Here is a 16,007-nt window from a genome sequence, read left to right as displayed (position 1 = left end):
TTGGAAGGGCCTTTTACAATCCATCAGATTACAAGAAAACAGAGCCTACACCGACTTCAGTGCTTCGCGGATTTTCGCAGCGTGGCTTGCCAGCAGATCGTTGTCGGCCATCTCGCCGGTGTGCGGGCCAAGGGGCTCGCCTTCCTTGCGCGGGATGACATGGACGTGGAGATGGAAGATTACCTGACCGCCAGCGGATTCGTTGAACTGATTGACGGTCACGCCATCGGCGTTAAAGGCAATCATGTGGGCACGAGCAATCTTTTGCGCCGTTTCCATGACAGCGCCAAGGTCTGCGGGTTCCACATCAAGCAGATTGCGTGACGGGGTCTTGGGAATGACCAGTGTGTGACCGTCGGCGCGCGGCATGATGTCCATGATGGCGATGGTCGCCTCGTCTTCATAGACCTTGTGGCTCGGGATTTCACCACGCAGGATCTTTGCGAAGATGTTTTCATTGTCATAGGCGGGCGCGGTGGCAGGTGCGGTGGCAGGTTCAGTCATTGTCCGGTTCCATCATTGCTTGGGCTTGAAAAGCGAGACAGCTCGTTTGGCGAGAGCCTATCAGGGCTTGGCGTTAAGGTCTATTCGCCGTTCCCTCCATCGGGCTTTTTGAATGGGGATAGCTCGGTGAGAAACTCCTGCTCTTCAGCAACGGCTGCGCGTTCCCGCTCCAGATAGTCGGAGATGGCCTCCCTAAAGCCTGGATGCTCGATCCAGTGGGCCGACCAGGTGGCCTGAGGCACGTAGCCGCGCGCTAGCTTGTGCTCCCCTTGCGCACCCGCCTCAACGCATGTGAGGCCATGGTCGATGGCCCATTCGATGGCCTGATGGTAGCAAAGCTCGAAATGCAGACAGGGATAGTCACCAGTGGTGCCCCAGTAACGGCCATAGAGCGTATCACCACCAATCAGGTTGAGCGCACCTGCGACGGGGGTCTCATTGTCGTAGGCCAGCATCAAGAGGATCTTGTCAGCGATGCGCTCACCGATGAGCGAGAAGAATTGCCGCTTGAGATAGGGGGTGCCCCATTTGCGCGAGCCGGTGTCCATGTAGAAGTCGTAGAAGGCGTCCCAGTCTTCTTCCGTGATGTCGCTGCCGGTCTTGTGGCGGATGGTCAGGCCATGGCTCTGGGCGGTCTTGCGCTCTTTCTTGATATTCTTGCGTTTGCGCGAGGAAAGCTGGACGAGGAAATCGTCATAGCTTTCGTAATCCTCGTTGACCCAGTGGAACTGACGATCCCTGCGCACAAGGAAGCCCTGTTTTTCGAAGCTTTCCTTCTGATCTGCGGGCAGAAAGGTCAAGTGAGCGGAGGAAATGGGGTAACGCTCACAGAGTTGGCGCATGCCGCTGGCCATCGCGGCGACAGCCACATCGCGGTTGATGCCCTTACGCGCCAGTACCTTGGGGGCGTTGACCGGGGTGAAGGGGACGGCGCTGAGGAGCTTGGGATAATATTGCCCGCCAGAGCGTTCGAGCGCATCCGCCCAGCCATAATCGAAGACATATTCGCCCTGACTGTGGGACTTGAGATAGAGGGGCTGGACCGCCAGAACGCTGTCGGTTTCATCTCGCAAAACCAGATGGTGGGGCATCCAGCCGGTGTGCTCCGAGACACAGCCTGAAAGCTCGAGCGCTTCGAGAAAGGCAAAGCTCATGAAGGGGTTGGCCTTGCGCGGTGACAATGTGCCATCAAGGCATGCTGTCCATGCCTCGTCCCCAATGTCTCGCATGGAATGGACAATATGCAGCTGATAGCCAGAGGAGTCTTCGGCCATGAGTATCCTTTGGGGTGGCAATGATTATCAAATCAGATTTAGGTCATTTTATCCGGATTATAACCCTCGAAGGTGACCTGATCGCAATGCTGGAGAGCGTTTTTTTGGCTCTCCGGGCTTTTTATGGTCCAGCAGATCACGGGAAGATCGTAAATCGCCTTGAGAAGATCAACGCCGGGCATTGGCAGATCTGCGGCGTTGTAGGAGATGAAATCCGGCTCGGTCTCCATCACATGCAGCATGTGGGTGAGGGCGTAGGGGTCGGCTTTGCCCAAGTCTTCTTCGGCTTTTGACTTGCTGTAATCAAGGGACAGGATGCCGCGCGGGCGATCCGTGAGCGATTTCAACCTTGCCACAGATTGAGGTGAGAAGCACATCAGAGCAGCCTTGCCGGTATAGCCCTCAAGGGCAGCACAAACAGCTTGTTCGAGGCGGCCATCCTCAATCTTGGGAGGCTTGAGTTCGATCACCAGAGGCACGCGGCCATCGATGTGGTCCACAAGCGCCTTGAGATCCATGATCAGGTCGGAGGTCTGTTTGAAGGGGACTTCTGCGAGGTCGGCAAGCGTTTTCTCGTCTATCCGCCCAGTGCCTTCGGTCAGGCGTTCGAGGCTATAGTCATGAAAGACAGCGGCCTTGCCATCGGCGGTCACCTGAACGTCGAGTTCGATGGCAAAATTATGTGCGATGGCGGCGTCGAACGCCTGTGTGCAATTCTCGATGATGCCGTCGCTGGCTTTGTGAAATCCGCGATGCGCGATAGGACGGGCGGTGAGCCACGCAATGTCTTTGTGATTCATGGGAGCAAAGGGGCCTGTTGGGACGAAAGAAATGAAGGAACAGGCCCCCAAACTATCAGTCTTCGGTCAGCTCAACAATGGCTTCGATCTCAACAGCCACACCAAAGGGCAGGGAGGCGGCAGAGACGGCTGAGCGGGCATGGCGGCCCTTGTCGCCGAACACTTCGACCATGAAATTGGACGCGCCGTTGATCACGGCAGGCTGTTCGCCGAAGTCACCAGTGGAATTGACAAACCCGACGAGTTTGACCATGCGGGCGACTTTTTCCAGATCACCGGTCGCAGCTTTCATCTGGGCGATAAGGTTGATGGCGCAGAGCTTGGCAGCTTTTGCGCCTTCTTCAGCCGTCATGCTGTCACCCAGCTTGCCCTTGAACTGAATGCCGTCCGCGGTCATCGGAATCTGGCCAGAGATGAACAGCTGATTGCCGCTTTTGACAAAGGGGACATAGTTGGCAGCAGGAGCTGCAGCTTCTGGCAGGGTGATTCCCAGTTCAGCGAGTTTGCTTTCGATGGTTCCGGTCATGTTTTCTTTCTTTCAAGACTGAATTGAGGTTCAAAGATTGTGCGTGGCGTGCCCTCTCGGTGGCCGTTGTCTCTGGTTTACGAAAGGATGCGGCAGAATGCCAGTCAAACATTGGTACTCTCACAGATGGGGGGTGAAGGCTCCATTGCATTCTCATGATGATCATGAATAATGGGCGCGATCTTTTCCTCCTGATGCGGTGCGAGACGATCTTTGGGATCCTCTGGATGATTGGGCATGGTTTGATGCAAAGCGTTTTCGCTTCCCTTGTTGCGCGATCCTGGATCGTTTTAACGGCTGGATTGTTGCTCTGTTGTTGGACTGGTCTGGTCCATGCCGATGAGGCCGAACAGACGTTGGCACCCTACCGGGTGATTTATGACATCAATCTGGGCGACGAGACGATGTCCCTTTCCAAGCCGGCAGCGGTTGCTGCCCTCAATGGTCGGATGGTGTTTGAGCTCAGAGGCAATGCCTGTGAGGGCTACGCCACGACCCAGCGGCTTGTTACATCGACAGAGATGTCCGAAGGGCCAACCGCGCTTGAGGATATCCAGATGGCAAGCTTTGAGAAGCCCGAAGGGAAGGGCTTGGATTTCTTCAAGCGCCATCTTGTAAATCAGCAACCGCAGCTAAGGCAGCGCGGAGCTGCCGTTAAAAAGGGCGGGCATATCAGGGTCGGTATGGCGCAACCTTCGCAAATGGCATTCGAGCTGCCTGAAACGGTGCTGTTTCCCGCAGCATACATGAAAGAGTTGCTCGCGGCCGCAGAGGCGGGAGAGCGTGTCTTTACCGCCCATGTCTTTGACGGGGCGGACGATCCGGGAGAGTATTTTCAGGTCTCGACATCGATCGGCACGCCTTTTGTCGCAGCCGGTGCTGAAGACGCGGCACAAGTACCTCATCCCGCTCTTGTCGGCATTAAGGGGTGGCCGGTGACGCTTGCCTACTATCCGTCCACGTCTTCGGCTGAGGACATGACCCCGCTCTATGAGGTCAATACCACCCTTTTTGCCAATGGTGTCTCAGGCAACATGCAGTTCAGCTTTGAAGGCTACGCGCTCGATTTTCAGATCAGTGAACTCGAGCTTTTCCCTGCAAGTGATTGTGACTAAAGGCGTTAGTCTATTCCACTGTCTTCGTCGGGCTTTTGAGCTGAGTGAATCTCAACCTGATCGCTTCCGGGCCGCGGGGCATTGAGATGCCCCTTCAGTGTCAAGCCCAGCTCGACAATCTTGCCGCCGAACTTTTCGCTGAGGCGGTCCATCGCCTTTTCCGCCTTGGCGCGTTTGCCGGCGTTCTCATCGACCAGATCCGGCGGATCTGCAAGGAGATCGGGTTCAAGTTCTGACAGTCCGATGCCCAGAAGCCGGAAGCTTGTCTCGTTGTTCAGCTCCTTGAGCAGCAAGTCCTTGCCCGTGGTGAAGATGCGATCCGCAAGCTGTGTCGGGTCATGAAGAGAGCGGCTGCGGGTGATGGAGCGAAACTGCGGGTTCTTGAGCTTGAGTGTGATGGTCCGACCGGCGAGCCCCTGCTTTTTGGCGCGCTTTGCTGTGTTCTCGGACAGGCGCCGTAGAATCGGCAACAGATCATCGGCGCTTTTCAGATCGCGATTGAAGGTGGTCTCGGAGCTGATGCTCTTGGTCTCGGAGTGGGAGGATACCTTGCGTGTGTCCTCGCCACGAGCGAGACGGACGAGACGAAGGCCAAGCGAGCCGAAGCGTTTGGCCAGCTCGGTTTCGTCGGCTTGTTGCAGCTGTCCGATGGTGTGATAGCCGTCATCAGCCAACTTTCTTTGAGACACCGCACCAACACCCCAGATGATGGAAATGGGCTTGTCCTTGAGGAACGCCAGGGTCTCGTCCTTGCCGATGAGCGAATATCCCCGGGGCTTGTCAAGGTCCGAGGCGACCTTGGCAAGGAACTTGTTGTGACTGAGGCCGACCGAGACCGATATGCCGACCTCTTCCTCCATCCGTTTTGCAAACCGGGCAAGGGTCAGGGCTGGATAGGCGTGATGGAGCTTTTCCGTTCCGGTCAGGTCTAAAAAGGCCTCATCGATCGAGAGCGGCTCGACGAGCGGGGTGAGGGATTGCATGGCCTCGCGAATTTGTCGCCCGACGGCGCTGTATTTGGCCATGTCGGGACGAATGATCACGGCATCGGGGCAAAGCTTTTTGGCCTGAAACATTGGCATGGCAGATTTCACACCGCGAATGCGGGCGATATAGCAAGCGGTTGCCACGACCCCTCGTTGGGCACCTCCGATGATCACCGGTTTATCGCGCAGGTCTGGATTGTCGCGTTTTTCAACCGACGCATAGAAGGAGTCGCAATCAATGTGGGCGATCGTGAGCGTGCGCAATTCGCTGTGTTTGATCATGCGCGGCGAACCACAATGGGGGCACCGCTGTGGGGCTCCCTGTCCATCCTGCAGACAGTCTCGGCAAAGAAACGTGTGTGACGGGCTCATGGTGTGGTTCGCAAGGTGATTCGCCAATTTGCCCCAACCGGGGCCGGATTTGGGTGTGGTGTCTAGTAAGAGCCGGTGGTCGCCATGCTCATGGGATCCAGACGCGCCTTGGCTGCGGCGATATCCTCCGGCGCGATGCCCTTGTTGCTGGCAAAGGCTAGCACGAGTGCATCGTCTACCAGCATGAAGTCGAGAATGGCCGCTAAAAACGAAGGTTCTGCAGCAACTTGGTGCAGGTCCGATGGATCTAGGCCGCTGAGGGCAAGAAATCTGCCCATCAATTCTACATCGGACGAAAGGAAACCGAGTGCGTCGATGGCCAATGCTTCGGCTTCTTCCATGGCGGGGAGGGAGTGTTTTGCGATCATTGGACCTGTTTGTCCTTTTGAAAGGTTTGATCTGTATATAAAATTGTGACGATAATAGCGAATCTGACGAAGAAACCCAGATCTATTCGCGCGGGCGGGATCCGTTGTTCGCACGGGATATCAAGGGCGGGGGACCATGGGCAAGAAGATACTCATTGTCGAAGATAACGAGTTGAACATGAAACTGTTCCTCGATTTGCTTGAGGCGTATGGATATGAGACGATAGGCACCAGAAACGGACTTGAAGCTCTGGATCTGGCTCGAGACCATCGTCCTGACCTTATTCTGATGGACATCCAGCTCCCCGAAGTGTCGGGCCTTGAGGTTACCAAGTGGCTCAAGGAAGATGACGATTTGCGCAGTATTCCGGTTGTGGCGGTTACTGCTTTTGCCATGAAGGGCGACGAAGCCCGCATCAGGCAAGGCGGCTGCGAAGCATATTTGTCAAAACCGATTTCCGTTGCCAAGTTCATTGAAACCGTGCGCACCTATGCTGGTGATGCCTGACCTTGCCTGTTCTAAGGATACCCGATGTCTGCCCGTATTCTTGTCGTCGACGACATTCCTGCCAATGTAAAATTGCTCGAAGCGCGCTTGATGGCCGAGTATTTCGATGTTCTGTGCGCACACAGCGGCGAGGAATCGCTCGAGATTCTTGACAACAACATGGTTGATATCGTCCTTCTGGACGTCATGATGCCGGGCATGGACGGGTTCGAAGTTTGTCGGCGGATCAAGGCCAATCCACAGACAATGCATATTCCCGTGGTGATGGTCACCGCGCTTGATCAGGTCAGTGACCGTGTTGATGGTTTGCGTGCCGGAGCGGATGACTTCCTGACCAAGCCTGTCAACGACATGGCCCTGATCTCTCGGGTCAAAAGCCTTGTCCGCATCAAGATGATGACGGATGAGCTGCGCTCCCGCGCCTCGACGACCGAACAGATGGGGCTGGAAGACGGGTCCTTTCTGGAGCAGATCCAGCACAGGGAAGGGGGCCGGATCCTGCTGGTCGATGACATGCGCTCCAGCGCCGAGCGAATTGGCAAACAGGTGCGCGGCACCTTTGAGCTGTTCGTCGAAAGCGACAGTCAGGCCGTGCTGCGGCGTTGCGCCGACGAGGATTTCGATTGCGCGCTCATCAACCTCAATATGAATACCTTCGATCCGTTGCGCCTCTGTGCCCAGATGCGGTCGCTCGAATCCAGTCGAATGCTGCCCATTCTGGCGCTGGCTGACGAGAGCGAACAGGCACGCATCATGCGAGCGCTTGATCTTGGCGTGAATGATTATATCCGTCAGCCGGTGGACCGGAACGAACTGACTGCCCGCATTCAGACCCAGGTGCTGCGAAAGCGCTATACGGATGCCTTGCGCAATTCCATTCAGCACACCATGGAAATGGCAATTACGGACGGTTTGACCAAGCTGTATAACCGCCGCTATATGACAACCCACCTGAATTCCCTGCTGGCATCGGCGAAGGAAAACGACAAGCCACTGTCGCTTCTGCTGATGGATATCGACTTCTTCAAGTCCGTCAACGATACCCATGGTCACGATGCCGGTGACGAGGTTCTGCAGGAGTTCTCGCATCGCTTGCGCAAGAACACGCGCGGCATTGATCTGGTCTGCCGGTATGGCGGTGAAGAGTTCGTCGTGATCATGCCCGATACGGATCATTCTCTTGCAACGGTTGTTGCTGAGCGCATCCGAAAGAAGGTTGCTGAAAAGCCTTTCATCATTCACAAGGGTCGCAACATGATCGATGTGACCGTGTCAATCGGGCTGGCCGCCTCGATGAATGGCACCGAGAGCCCGGACAGGCTCTTGAAGCGCGCCGATGAAGCCCTCTATAGGGCCAAAAAGGACGGGCGAAACCGTGTAGTCACAGCAACTGAACATGCTGCTTGATCCCATACGGTTGATAACTTGTGGACATAATTGACTAATTTTTGTTCCCACGCATTGAGACTTCATGCGGGCAAAAAGAGAATCAGTTTCGATCACAAAGGCTGCTCAAAAGCAATATTGTACTTATTTCTACGTGCACATAAAGTCGTGGATGAGGGGGGCCGGCTGGGGATAGCTCTCAACAACACTCGGTATTTGGAACGTGAAACCAAGCTGTGAAGCCCTATTCGCATGTCAAATGTGCTGAATCGAGACATATTAACCTTAAATGTTTATCAAGCTTGATGATTCTTAAAGAATGGTTAAACAATGCGTTGAAATTGTCTCTCATTTTGTTAGGCTAATCTTCAAGTGGCAAGATGTGGGGGTAGGTCACTAGCACGGTCGTCATGTGTGTCGACAAGCTTTTCCTCCATCTTCATCAGTTACCCTACGGACAACCTGGGTCCGCCGCATCTCCTGGGACCGTGGGGCTTGGTCGGTTCAGAAACAGCAAGAGTGGCCTCCTCAAAGTGGTCTGTAGCTGAACCGGCCATCCTTTCTTTCTTCCCATACTGCTGTCTCCGAGCGCATGCGCAATTCCTGATATCGATATCGATATCTGATGCATGAGCACAGCCTTGTGACAACGCTTCCAATCGCATACCTGTTTGGCCGAAACACCTGTACCAATCCCGTACCTCTTACCTGTCTCGTATGGGCATAAAAAAAGCCCGCCGGCTGAATACAGCAAGCGGGCTTTTTTGAAATCAGCTCAGAAGAGGCCTTACTTGATTTTGGCTTCCTTGAACTCAACATGTTTCTTTGCCACCGGATCGTATTTCCGCTTGACCATTTTTTCGGTCATGGTGCGGGAATTCTTTTTGGTGACGTAAAAGTAACCCGTATCAGCGGTGCTGACGAGACGGATTTTAATTGTTGTTGCCTTGGCCATTTGACTTTTCCGTCCTTTGGGCCCTTTTTCAGGATCCGCTTCGCCTCTTTAAAAAGGCGCTCTGGGGTCCAGACGTTCGGGCCGTAGATGCGCTGAGCGGAAAAGGAACCGGCCCAGCTGAAACCTGTTTCGAGCCGCCAAACTACGCAAAGCTGGCCCATTGTCAAGGGTGGGACCGAATTTATCGACTTGAATCTGGCTGTGAGCCTAGATTCTCCCGCCATTTGGCGCTCAGATCTCCGCACGCACCATGTGTTTGCCTTTCATATAAAAGAATGGCGTTGCGAGATGGGGCGTGAGGTCGGGATCTGCCTTTAGGCGCAGCTGCAATTCGTGAAGAATCTCCTTGGTGATGCGAGGCAGATCCAGCGCGTGGGCCTTATCCAGTGTTAACCAGTGCAGATCTTCCAGTTCACCGCTTGGCCCTGTGCCTTCGGGCAGCCGATCCGCGATGCGGGATGCATCGACCGCGAAAAAGCGGGTATCAAATCTGCGGTTGCGTCCGGGCGGTGTGATGGCGCGGGCGACAAAGCGCAGCGGTTCGAGATCGGGCAGCAGATCTCGGTGCCGAAAGGCCTGCCAGTCAGCGTGCTTTAGGCGCTCTGTGTCGCCTCTGGTCGCTACGAAAAGGCCGGCTTCCTCATAGGTCTCGCGGATGGCGCACATGGCCAGACCGCGCATGGTGGCGATGCTCTTGCCGTTCTTTGGCGTGTGACGGAGTTTTTGCAAAACGTCGGGGTGCAAGTCGCTGGCAAAAGGGACGTGACGGTCGGCAGCGTCAAGGCGCCCACCGGGAAAGACATATTTGCCGGGCATGAAGCGATGGCGCATATGGCGCCGACCCATCAGGACTTGAGGCTCGCGGCTTGTGCGATCCACAATAATCAGGGTCGCCGAATCTTTGGGACGCAAGCGCGGCTGGGATTTGTCGTTGAACTTTTTGGCGTTGATCGACAACTCCGGGTGCGGCGTCGCGTCTCGTGAAGCTTTGCTGGTCATGGCTTATCCGGCGGGAAACTCCGATTCTCCTGCCGAATCGAAACCCGGATCAAACCCATGCATATAGTTGGCCCATTGCAGCGCCACGATTGCGCCCTTGATCGGACGCAGGAATGCCAGAGACATGGCAATGGTCAGCGGAATCCATATGGCCATATGGATCCAGAGAGCTGGACGGAAGGCCACTTCAGCCCAAATCACAAGTGAGACGACAATGTGACCGACGATGAAAATCGTGAAATAGGGTGGGGCGTCGTCTGCCCTGTGGTGGGAATAGGCCTCACCACAAACCTTGCAGTTGTCCGTGACCTGAAGGAAGCCGTCGAACAGGCCTCCCTTCTGGCAGCTAGGGCATTTGCCCAAAGCACCCAGCTTCATGGCGGCAAAAACATTTCTGACGGGTTTCTTGGTGATTGTTACCGAATTGGTTGTCGGGCTCGTCACGGGCTTCTCTCCTCGTCATCCTCGCAAGGACGCGTTTTTAGCGTCCGCGTCCCTTTTTGCTTCTTGCTCGTGTGGTGCCCGGCTTTTTCTTGCTTTGACCTGTCCGGTTGACCACAGTCTTGCTCTTGCCCTTGCGCCAATTGTTACGAGGCATCCTGCTCTTGGGATCTCTTGGGCCTTCGGTCAGCATTTCAAAGCGCAAGGCTCCTGCCATGGGAGCGGCCTCGACAAGCTTAACCTCTACGGTATCACCAAGTCGGAAGGTTTCGCCAGTGGCTTCTCCGACCATCCGGTGATTGGCTTCGTCAAAGTGATAATAGTCCTGACCAAGTGTCGAGGCTGGAATGAACCCGTCAGCGCCCGTGTCAGCAAGCTGGACAAAGAGACCGACACGGGTGACACCGGAGATGCGCCCGTGAAAGGTTGCGCCGACCCGGTCAGCCAGAAAAGCCGCAATCAAGCGGTCCTTGGTGTCCCGCTCGGCCAACATGGCGCGGCGTTCTGTGGTGGAGATCTGGGCAGCAATATCTGCAAGCTTGCCATCAAAGCCTTTGGGCAAGCCGTCCTCTCCGAGCTTCAGCGCCGCAATCAGGGCGCGATGGACAATAAGGTCGGCATAGCGGCGAATGGGCGAGGTGAAATGGGCGTAGCGCAAGAGGTTGAGGCCAAAATGCCCGATGTTGTCCGGGTTGTATTCAGCCTGAGCCTGCGATCGCAGCACCACCTGACTGACCAGTGGTGCGTGTTCGGTGCCGGCTGTGCGGTTCAGGATCGCGTTGAAGTTGGCCGGGCGTAGGTTGCCGCCCTTGGGGAAACTCAGATCAAGCGAACCGAGAAATTCTCTCAGGCCTTCGAGCTTTTCCGGCGAGGGGTTGTCATGGATTCGGTAGATCAGCGCCTGCTTGTGCTTTTCGAGCGTTTCTGCTGCGGCCACGTTGGCCTGAATCATGAACTCCTCGACCAGTTTGTGGGCGTCGAGGCGTGGTGGCACATAAACCCGGTCGATGGTGCCATCGGGCTTGAGCTGCATCTTGCGTTCGGGCAAGTCAAGTTCGAGCGGTTCGCGGGCATCACGACCGACCTTCAGCGTCTCATAGCCTTGCCACAGAGGCTTTAGAATGCTCTCAAGGATTGGTGCCGTCGTCTCGTCTGTTTGGCCGTCTATGGCGCTCTGAGCCTGATTGTAGGACACGCCAGCAGCGACGCGGATCATCACGCGGTGGAACGAATGGCGTTTCTTCTGGCCCTTTTTGTCAAAGACCATGCGCACGGCCATGGAGGGGCGGTCCTCGCCTTCCTTCAGGGAGCACAGATTGTTCGAAATGCGCTCTGGTAGCATGGGAACGACGCGGTCGGGAAAATAGACCGAGTTGCCCCTCTTGAAGGCTTCACGATCAAGATCGGATCCCATGGGAATGTGATAGGCGACGTCGGCAATGGCAACATAGGCAATCGTGCCGCCTTCGTTGGCAGGGTCGCTGTCCGCTTCCGCATAGATGGCGTCGTCGTGGTCCTTGGCGTCGGCCGGGTCGATGGTGATGAGCGGCAGGTCGCGCCAATCCTCACGTCCCTTCATGCCCGGCTGGGTGGCCCGTTCCGCTTGGCCCAACACATTTTCGGGAAAGATATAGGGGATGCCGAGGGCATGAATGGCGATCATGCTGACCGCCTGCTCTGAGGCCATCGGCCCGATCACTTCGCGGACATGGGCGCGGGGTGTACGCGAGCGGCCTGAACGGGTGATGGAGACGGCGACCAGATCGCCTTCCTCGGCTTCACCGCGGCCAGAATCATCGATGGACAGTTCCTGCGTCTTTTTATCGATCGGCACGAGCCTGCCACCACCATTGATGGGATCGCGGCGATAGATGCCAAGAATGGAATCCTCGCGCTTGGGCAGGATCTTGATGACCCGAACCGCCTGGCGGATGCCCGGCATTTCAAAGGCTTCAAGGTCACGTTCAATGAGTTTGGCCAAAACGCGGTCGCCGATGCCCGGAACGGCCTTTGACTTCTTGTCCGGCTGGATCAGCAGGCGCGGCGGTTCGCCATGCTCCTCGCTCTCCCACTTGACCGGCAGGCCGATCAGATCGCCCTGAGGGTCGCGCTCGACAATGCGATAGACACCAACGGCTGGCAGCTCGCCCGCCTTTGTCAGGCGCTTGCGGCTCTTCTCGAGATGGCCGTCCTCGGTGAGTTCTTTCAGAAGGCGCTTGAGACCAATGCGCGCACCGCCAGTGATGCCGAAAGCCCGGGCGATTTCCCGCTTGCCGGCCTTGCCGGGATTTTCGGCGATAAAGGCAAGGATTTCCTCCTTGGAGGGAAGGCCGTCTTCAACGGTCGGTCTGCGTTTGCGTATCAAGGACCGGTCCTTTTCTTGGTCATGATCCAAGACTTGAGACGAGGCGATCTCCCCAATGTCGGATCATCAGCTTTCGTCTGTGTCTTCGGATTCGGATTTGGCGGCAGGCTTCTTCTTGGCTGCAGGTTTTTTCGCCGTTGTCTTCTTGGCCGTCGTCTTTTTGGCTGTGGTTTTCTTGGCAGCAGGCTTTTTGGCGGCGGGTTTCTTTTTGCCGCTCTTTTCTGCCTTTTCAGCGATGAGCTCCAGAGCCTTTTCCAAAGTGACGTCTTCGGGCTTCAAGTCCTTGGGCAGCGTCGCGTTGATCTTGCCGTGATTGACATAAGGTCCGTAGCGGCCAGACTTGACGGCAATTGCACCGCCGTCAGGATGCTCGCCCAGATCCTTGAGAACCTGTGCTGTTCGCCGTCCGCCGCCATTGGCGCGTTTTTCAGCGAGCAGGCTCACAGCGTGGTTGAGACCAACGGTGAAAATGTCTTCGACGCCGGGAAGGTTGGCATAGGTGCCCTCGTGCAGCACGAAAGGACCGTAGCGGCCAAGCCCAGCAGAAATCATTTTGCCGTCTTCTGGATGCGGGCCGACTTCGCGCGGCAGGGAAAGCAGCTTGAGGGCCTTTTCCAGATCGATGCTGTCGAGCTCCCATCCCTTGGGAATGGAGGAGCGGGGCGGCTTCTTCTCGTCACCAAGCTGCACATAGGGGCCAAAACGACCGGTGCGCAAGGAGACTTCAAGACCCGTTTCGGGATCGGTCCCCAGACCCTTTGGTCCTGCATCTGCATTGCCCTGATTGTCGCCGTTGCCGTCGGCGGTCAACTGTCGGGTATAGCCGCATTCAGGATAGTTGGAACAACCGATGAAGGCGCCATATCGGCTTGTCTTGAGGCTGAGCTGGCCCGTTTCGCAAGCCGGGCAGGCGCGGGGATCCTTGCCCTCTTCCTTGGGCGGGAAGGCATAGGCGGCCAGAACTTCATTGAGCGTGTCGAGCACCTGACTGACGCGCAGTTCCTTGGTGCCATCCACGTGTGAGGAGAAGTCTTTCCAGAAATCGCGCAGGACGTCCTTCCATTCGAGCTCGCCAGCCGAAATTTGGTCGAGCTTTTCTTCAAGGCTCGCCGTAAAGTCATACTGCACATAACGTTCGAAGAAGTTGGACAGGAAGCCGGTAACCAGCCGTCCCTTGGCTTCGGGAATGAGGCGTTTCTTGTCGAGCACCACATAACCACGATCACCCAAAACCGAAAGGGTCGCGGTGTAGGTGGACGGGCGTCCGATGCCTAGCTCTTCCATGCGCTTGATGAGGGTGGCCTCGGTGAAGCGCGGTGGCGGCTCGGTGTGATGCTGGGTTGCCGTGACGGCCTTCTGCGCGAGAGCCTCGCCTTCGCTCATCGGTGGCAGGCGATTGCTCTCTTCATCGTCTTCGTCGTCCTTGCTCTCGGTGTAAAGAGTAAGGAAGCCATCAAAGCGAACGACCGAGCCGGTGGCGCGCAAGTCTGCGCTGCGTGAACCGCTTCGGGCGACGATATCGACGGTGGTGCGCTCCATCTGGGCCGATTCCATCTGGCTGGCCATGGTCCGGCGCCAGATCAGCGTGTAGAGTTTGAGCTGTTCCTCATCGAGATATTGGGCCATCTGTTTTGGATGACGCACAACATCGGTCGGGCGGATGGCCTCGTGGGCCTCCTGAGCGTTCTTGGCCTTGGTGGAATAGATGCGCGGCTTGTCAGGCAGATACTGTTTGCCGAATTCTTTCTCGATTTCAGCGCGGATGGGGCCAATGGCCTCGGGGGCGATCTGCACACCATCTGTACGCATATAAGTGATGAGACCGGTTGTCTCGCCACCAACGGAAACCCCTTCATAGAGTTTCTGGGCGATCTGCATCGTGCGGGCGGCGGCAAAGCCCAGCTTGCGAGAGGCTTCCTGCTGCAATGTCGACGTGGTGAACGGGGCGAACGGGTTGCGCCGAACCGGCTTGGCTTCTACAGACCGGATGCGCAGATCCGCCGCTTCGATCAGCCCCTTGATGTCGGCTGCCTCGGTTCCGTTGGGGATGTCGAGGCGGCCTTTCTTCTTGCCATCCACGGCGACCAGTCGGGCTTGAAAATCGGCGTTGCCTGCAGTTTGCAGGTCCGCGACGATCGACCAGTATTCCTGCGGAACAAATTGTTCGATTTCTTCCTCGCGCTGACATACAAGGCGCAAGGCAACCGATTGAACGCGCCCTGCTGAACGGGCACCGGGAAGCTTGCGCCAAAGTACGGGCGACAGGGTGAAGCCGACGAGATAATCGAGCGCACGGCGAGCCAGATAGGCATCAACCAGCGGCGTGTCGATGTCGCGTGGATGCTTCATCGCTTCGAGAATGGATTCCTTGGTGATGGCGTTGAACACGACCCGCTGGACCGGCTTGTCCTTGAGCACGCCGCGGCGGTTTTTCAACACCTGAAGTACGTGCCAAGAGATGGCTTCTCCCTCGCGATCAGGGTCAGTCGCGAGGATGAGACGGTCGGATTGTTTGACGGCATCTGCAATTTCGGAGAGCCGTTTCTTGCTTTTCGCGTCGGCTTCCCAGGTCATGGCAAAGTCGTCGTCCGGCAAGACCGAACCATCTTTAGACGGTAAGTCCCGAACGTGCCCATATGATGCCAAAACTTTGTAATTGCTGCCTAAATACTTATTGATGGTTTTGGCTTTGGCTGGTGATTCTACGATGACTACGTCCATAGGAGATCCGTACTTCTTCTTCCCCACCACTATTCTGCGAACACGACAAAGTTGTGACCGGTTGGTGGCGGTTTTCCCTGATTCTTATATCTTCAACCTCAGTCACATGACCGCTTACCTCATCAAGGTCAAGGGCGGGAAGCAAAATCGGATCAGTTATTTTGTCTTTCACACATGCGTCGAAAATATGGAGTTGCAACTAAGGATATATATATTATATTGGTGCAACTAAATAATTCAGCTGGTGTTGATTTGCTCGTCAGCACTGGAAACCAGTTCCAAAACTCTTCGGGCGAATGCAGCACCGGAGTTCGGAGTAATCATTGTGAGAGACAGTGCAACGGAAGCCTCGCGCGGTTCGTCAGCCAAGACAGCGGACTATATTTATGCGCATTTGCAAGATCTGACCCAGATGGCGCGCCAGAGTGAACTGGCAATGCTGGTCTATCTTTTGGAGATGGCGCAGATCGAAGCGATGGAAGTCTCAAAACAGATCCGGCCGGGAACGATCAAGGCAAAAGCAATGAACGGGAGCTCGGTAGGCACGCCCGATTGATGCGCGTTTGATTGACGGAAAATATCAGGTGACAAAGCGGGCGCGGCGCATGCCGGTCGGTGGGGTTGCTGGTGCAGCGGCAAATCTTGCGCGTCCCACTCTATCGGCCCACACTCTATCGGCCCACAATG

15 protein-coding genes are annotated in these 16,007 nt (G+C 56.1%); 4 read left to right on the top strand and 11 right to left on the bottom strand.

The window, feature by feature from the left end; translation table 11 throughout:
- Nucleotides 1–45: 45 nt before the first annotated feature.
- The 4 genes from CPH65_RS21100 to CPH65_RS21085 form a co-directional block, all read right to left on the bottom strand.
- On the bottom strand, nt 46–504 hold the full coding sequence (locus tag CPH65_RS21100; protein WP_096175669.1) for an HIT family protein: 459 nt from the start codon (nt 502–504) through the stop codon (nt 46–48).
- 80 nt (nt 505–584) lie between these two features.
- A complete protein-coding gene (locus CPH65_RS21095; protein ID WP_096175668.1) occupies nt 585–1,778 on the bottom strand; it encodes a GNAT family N-acetyltransferase in 1,194 nt (397 codons plus the stop codon).
- Nucleotides 1,779–1,816: 38 nt separating this feature from the next.
- Nucleotides 1,817–2,578 carry a glycerophosphodiester phosphodiesterase family protein gene (locus CPH65_RS21090; protein ID WP_096175667.1) on the bottom strand — a complete coding sequence of 254 codons (762 nt, stop codon included), beginning with the start codon at nt 2,576–2,578 and terminating at the stop codon, nt 1,817–1,819.
- Between the two features lie 55 nt (nt 2,579–2,633).
- Complete coding sequence (locus CPH65_RS21085; protein ID WP_096175666.1) at nt 2,634–3,104, bottom strand: RidA family protein; 471 nt, start codon at nt 3,102–3,104, stop codon at nt 2,634–2,636.
- 155 nt (nt 3,105–3,259) lie between these two features.
- Here CPH65_RS21085 and CPH65_RS21080 point away from each other — a divergent pair, with 155 nt between their 5' ends.
- Nucleotides 3,260–4,219 (top strand): EipB family protein, encoded by a 960-nt coding sequence (locus CPH65_RS21080; RefSeq protein ID WP_096175665.1) that lies wholly within the window; start codon nt 3,260–3,262, stop codon nt 4,217–4,219.
- 5 nt (nt 4,220–4,224) lie between these two features.
- Here CPH65_RS21080 and CPH65_RS21075 read toward each other — a convergent pair whose 3' ends face one another.
- Complete coding sequence (locus CPH65_RS21075; RefSeq protein ID WP_096175664.1) at nt 4,225–5,577, bottom strand: DNA polymerase IV; 1,353 nt, start codon at nt 5,575–5,577, stop codon at nt 4,225–4,227.
- Between the two features lie 62 nt (nt 5,578–5,639).
- Nucleotides 5,640–5,918, bottom strand: coding sequence for a DUF3572 domain-containing protein (locus CPH65_RS21070; RefSeq protein WP_244574472.1), 279 nt, complete (start codon nt 5,916–5,918; stop codon nt 5,640–5,642).
- 163 nt (nt 5,919–6,081) lie between these two features.
- Here CPH65_RS21070 and CPH65_RS21065 point away from each other — a divergent pair, with 163 nt between their 5' ends.
- Entirely contained in the window at nt 6,082–6,453 is a 372-nt protein-coding gene (locus CPH65_RS21065) for a response regulator (RefSeq protein WP_096175662.1), read from the top strand.
- Nucleotides 6,454–6,477: 24 nt separating this feature from the next.
- Nucleotides 6,478–7,860: a PleD family two-component system response regulator gene (locus CPH65_RS21060; protein ID WP_096175661.1), complete on the top strand. Its 1,383-nt coding sequence runs from the start codon at nt 6,478–6,480 to the stop codon at nt 7,858–7,860.
- A gap of 766 nt (nt 7,861–8,626) precedes the next feature.
- On the opposite strand, the gene rpmG is transcribed toward CPH65_RS21060, so the two are convergent.
- The 5 genes from rpmG to topA all read right to left on the bottom strand — a co-directional run bounded on the left by rpmG (nt 8,627) and on the right by topA (nt 15,320).
- On the bottom strand, nt 8,627–8,794 hold the full coding sequence (gene rpmG / locus CPH65_RS21055) for a 50S ribosomal protein L33 (RefSeq protein ID WP_090071899.1): 168 nt from the start codon (nt 8,792–8,794) through the stop codon (nt 8,627–8,629).
- 231 nt (nt 8,795–9,025) lie between these two features.
- Nucleotides 9,026–9,793, bottom strand: a complete 768-nt coding sequence (locus tag CPH65_RS21050) for an NUDIX hydrolase (protein ID WP_096175660.1) — start codon at nt 9,791–9,793, stop codon at nt 9,026–9,028.
- A 3-nt stretch (nt 9,794–9,796) separates the two neighbouring features.
- Nucleotides 9,797–10,237: a DUF983 domain-containing protein gene (locus CPH65_RS21045; RefSeq protein WP_371359361.1), complete on the bottom strand. Its 441-nt coding sequence runs from the start codon at nt 10,235–10,237 to the stop codon at nt 9,797–9,799.
- Nucleotides 10,238–10,274: 37 nt separating this feature from the next.
- Nucleotides 10,275–12,599 carry a ribonuclease R gene (gene rnr, locus CPH65_RS21040; protein ID WP_244574471.1) on the bottom strand — a complete coding sequence of 775 codons (2,325 nt, stop codon included), beginning with the start codon at nt 12,597–12,599 and terminating at the stop codon, nt 10,275–10,277.
- A gap of 66 nt (nt 12,600–12,665) precedes the next feature.
- Nucleotides 12,666–15,320: a type I DNA topoisomerase gene (gene topA / locus CPH65_RS21035; protein ID WP_096175658.1), complete on the bottom strand. Its 2,655-nt coding sequence runs from the start codon at nt 15,318–15,320 to the stop codon at nt 12,666–12,668.
- Nucleotides 15,321–15,645: 325 nt separating this feature from the next.
- Between topA and CPH65_RS21030 the strand changes: the two genes are divergently transcribed.
- Nucleotides 15,646–15,876 carry a hypothetical protein gene (locus tag CPH65_RS21030; RefSeq protein WP_096175657.1) on the top strand — a complete coding sequence of 77 codons (231 nt, stop codon included), beginning with the start codon at nt 15,646–15,648 and terminating at the stop codon, nt 15,874–15,876.
- Nucleotides 15,877–16,007: the final 131 nt, after the last annotated feature.

Source organism: Cohaesibacter sp. ES.047, assembly GCF_900215505.1.
Lineage (GTDB): Bacteria > Pseudomonadota > Alphaproteobacteria > Rhizobiales > Cohaesibacteraceae > Cohaesibacter.
Note: the sequence above shows the minus strand (reverse complement) of the source record. Positions and strands in the feature narration are given on the sequence as shown.

Coding starts and splice junctions, on each gene's coding strand:
- CPH65_RS21100 (WP_096175669.1), bottom strand. CDS start 504: ATGACTGAACCTGCCACCGCACCTGCCACCGCGCCCGCCTATGACAAT.
- CPH65_RS21095 (WP_096175668.1), bottom strand. CDS start 1,778: ATGGCCGAAGACTCCTCTGGCTATCAGCTGCATATTGTCCATTCCATG.
- CPH65_RS21090 (WP_096175667.1), bottom strand. CDS start 2,578: ATGAATCACAAAGACATTGCGTGGCTCACCGCCCGTCCTATCGCGCAT.
- CPH65_RS21085 (WP_096175666.1), bottom strand. CDS start 3,104: ATGACCGGAACCATCGAAAGCAAACTCGCTGAACTGGGAATCACCCTG.
- CPH65_RS21080 (WP_096175665.1), top strand. CDS start 3,260: ATGATGATCATGAATAATGGGCGCGATCTTTTCCTCCTGATGCGGTGC.
- CPH65_RS21075 (WP_096175664.1), bottom strand. CDS start 5,577: ATGAGCCCGTCACACACGTTTCTTTGCCGAGACTGTCTGCAGGATGGA.
- CPH65_RS21070 (WP_244574472.1), bottom strand. CDS start 5,918: ATGGAAGAAGCCGAAGCATTGGCCATCGACGCACTCGGTTTCCTTTCG.
- CPH65_RS21065 (WP_096175662.1), top strand. CDS start 6,082: ATGGGCAAGAAGATACTCATTGTCGAAGATAACGAGTTGAACATGAAA.
- CPH65_RS21060 (WP_096175661.1), top strand. CDS start 6,478: ATGTCTGCCCGTATTCTTGTCGTCGACGACATTCCTGCCAATGTAAAA.
- rpmG (WP_090071899.1), bottom strand. CDS start 8,794: ATGGCCAAGGCAACAACAATTAAAATCCGTCTCGTCAGCACCGCTGAT.
- CPH65_RS21050 (WP_096175660.1), bottom strand. CDS start 9,793: ATGACCAGCAAAGCTTCACGAGACGCGACGCCGCACCCGGAGTTGTCG.
- topA (WP_096175658.1), bottom strand. CDS start 15,320: ATGGACGTAGTCATCGTAGAATCACCAGCCAAAGCCAAAACCATCAAT.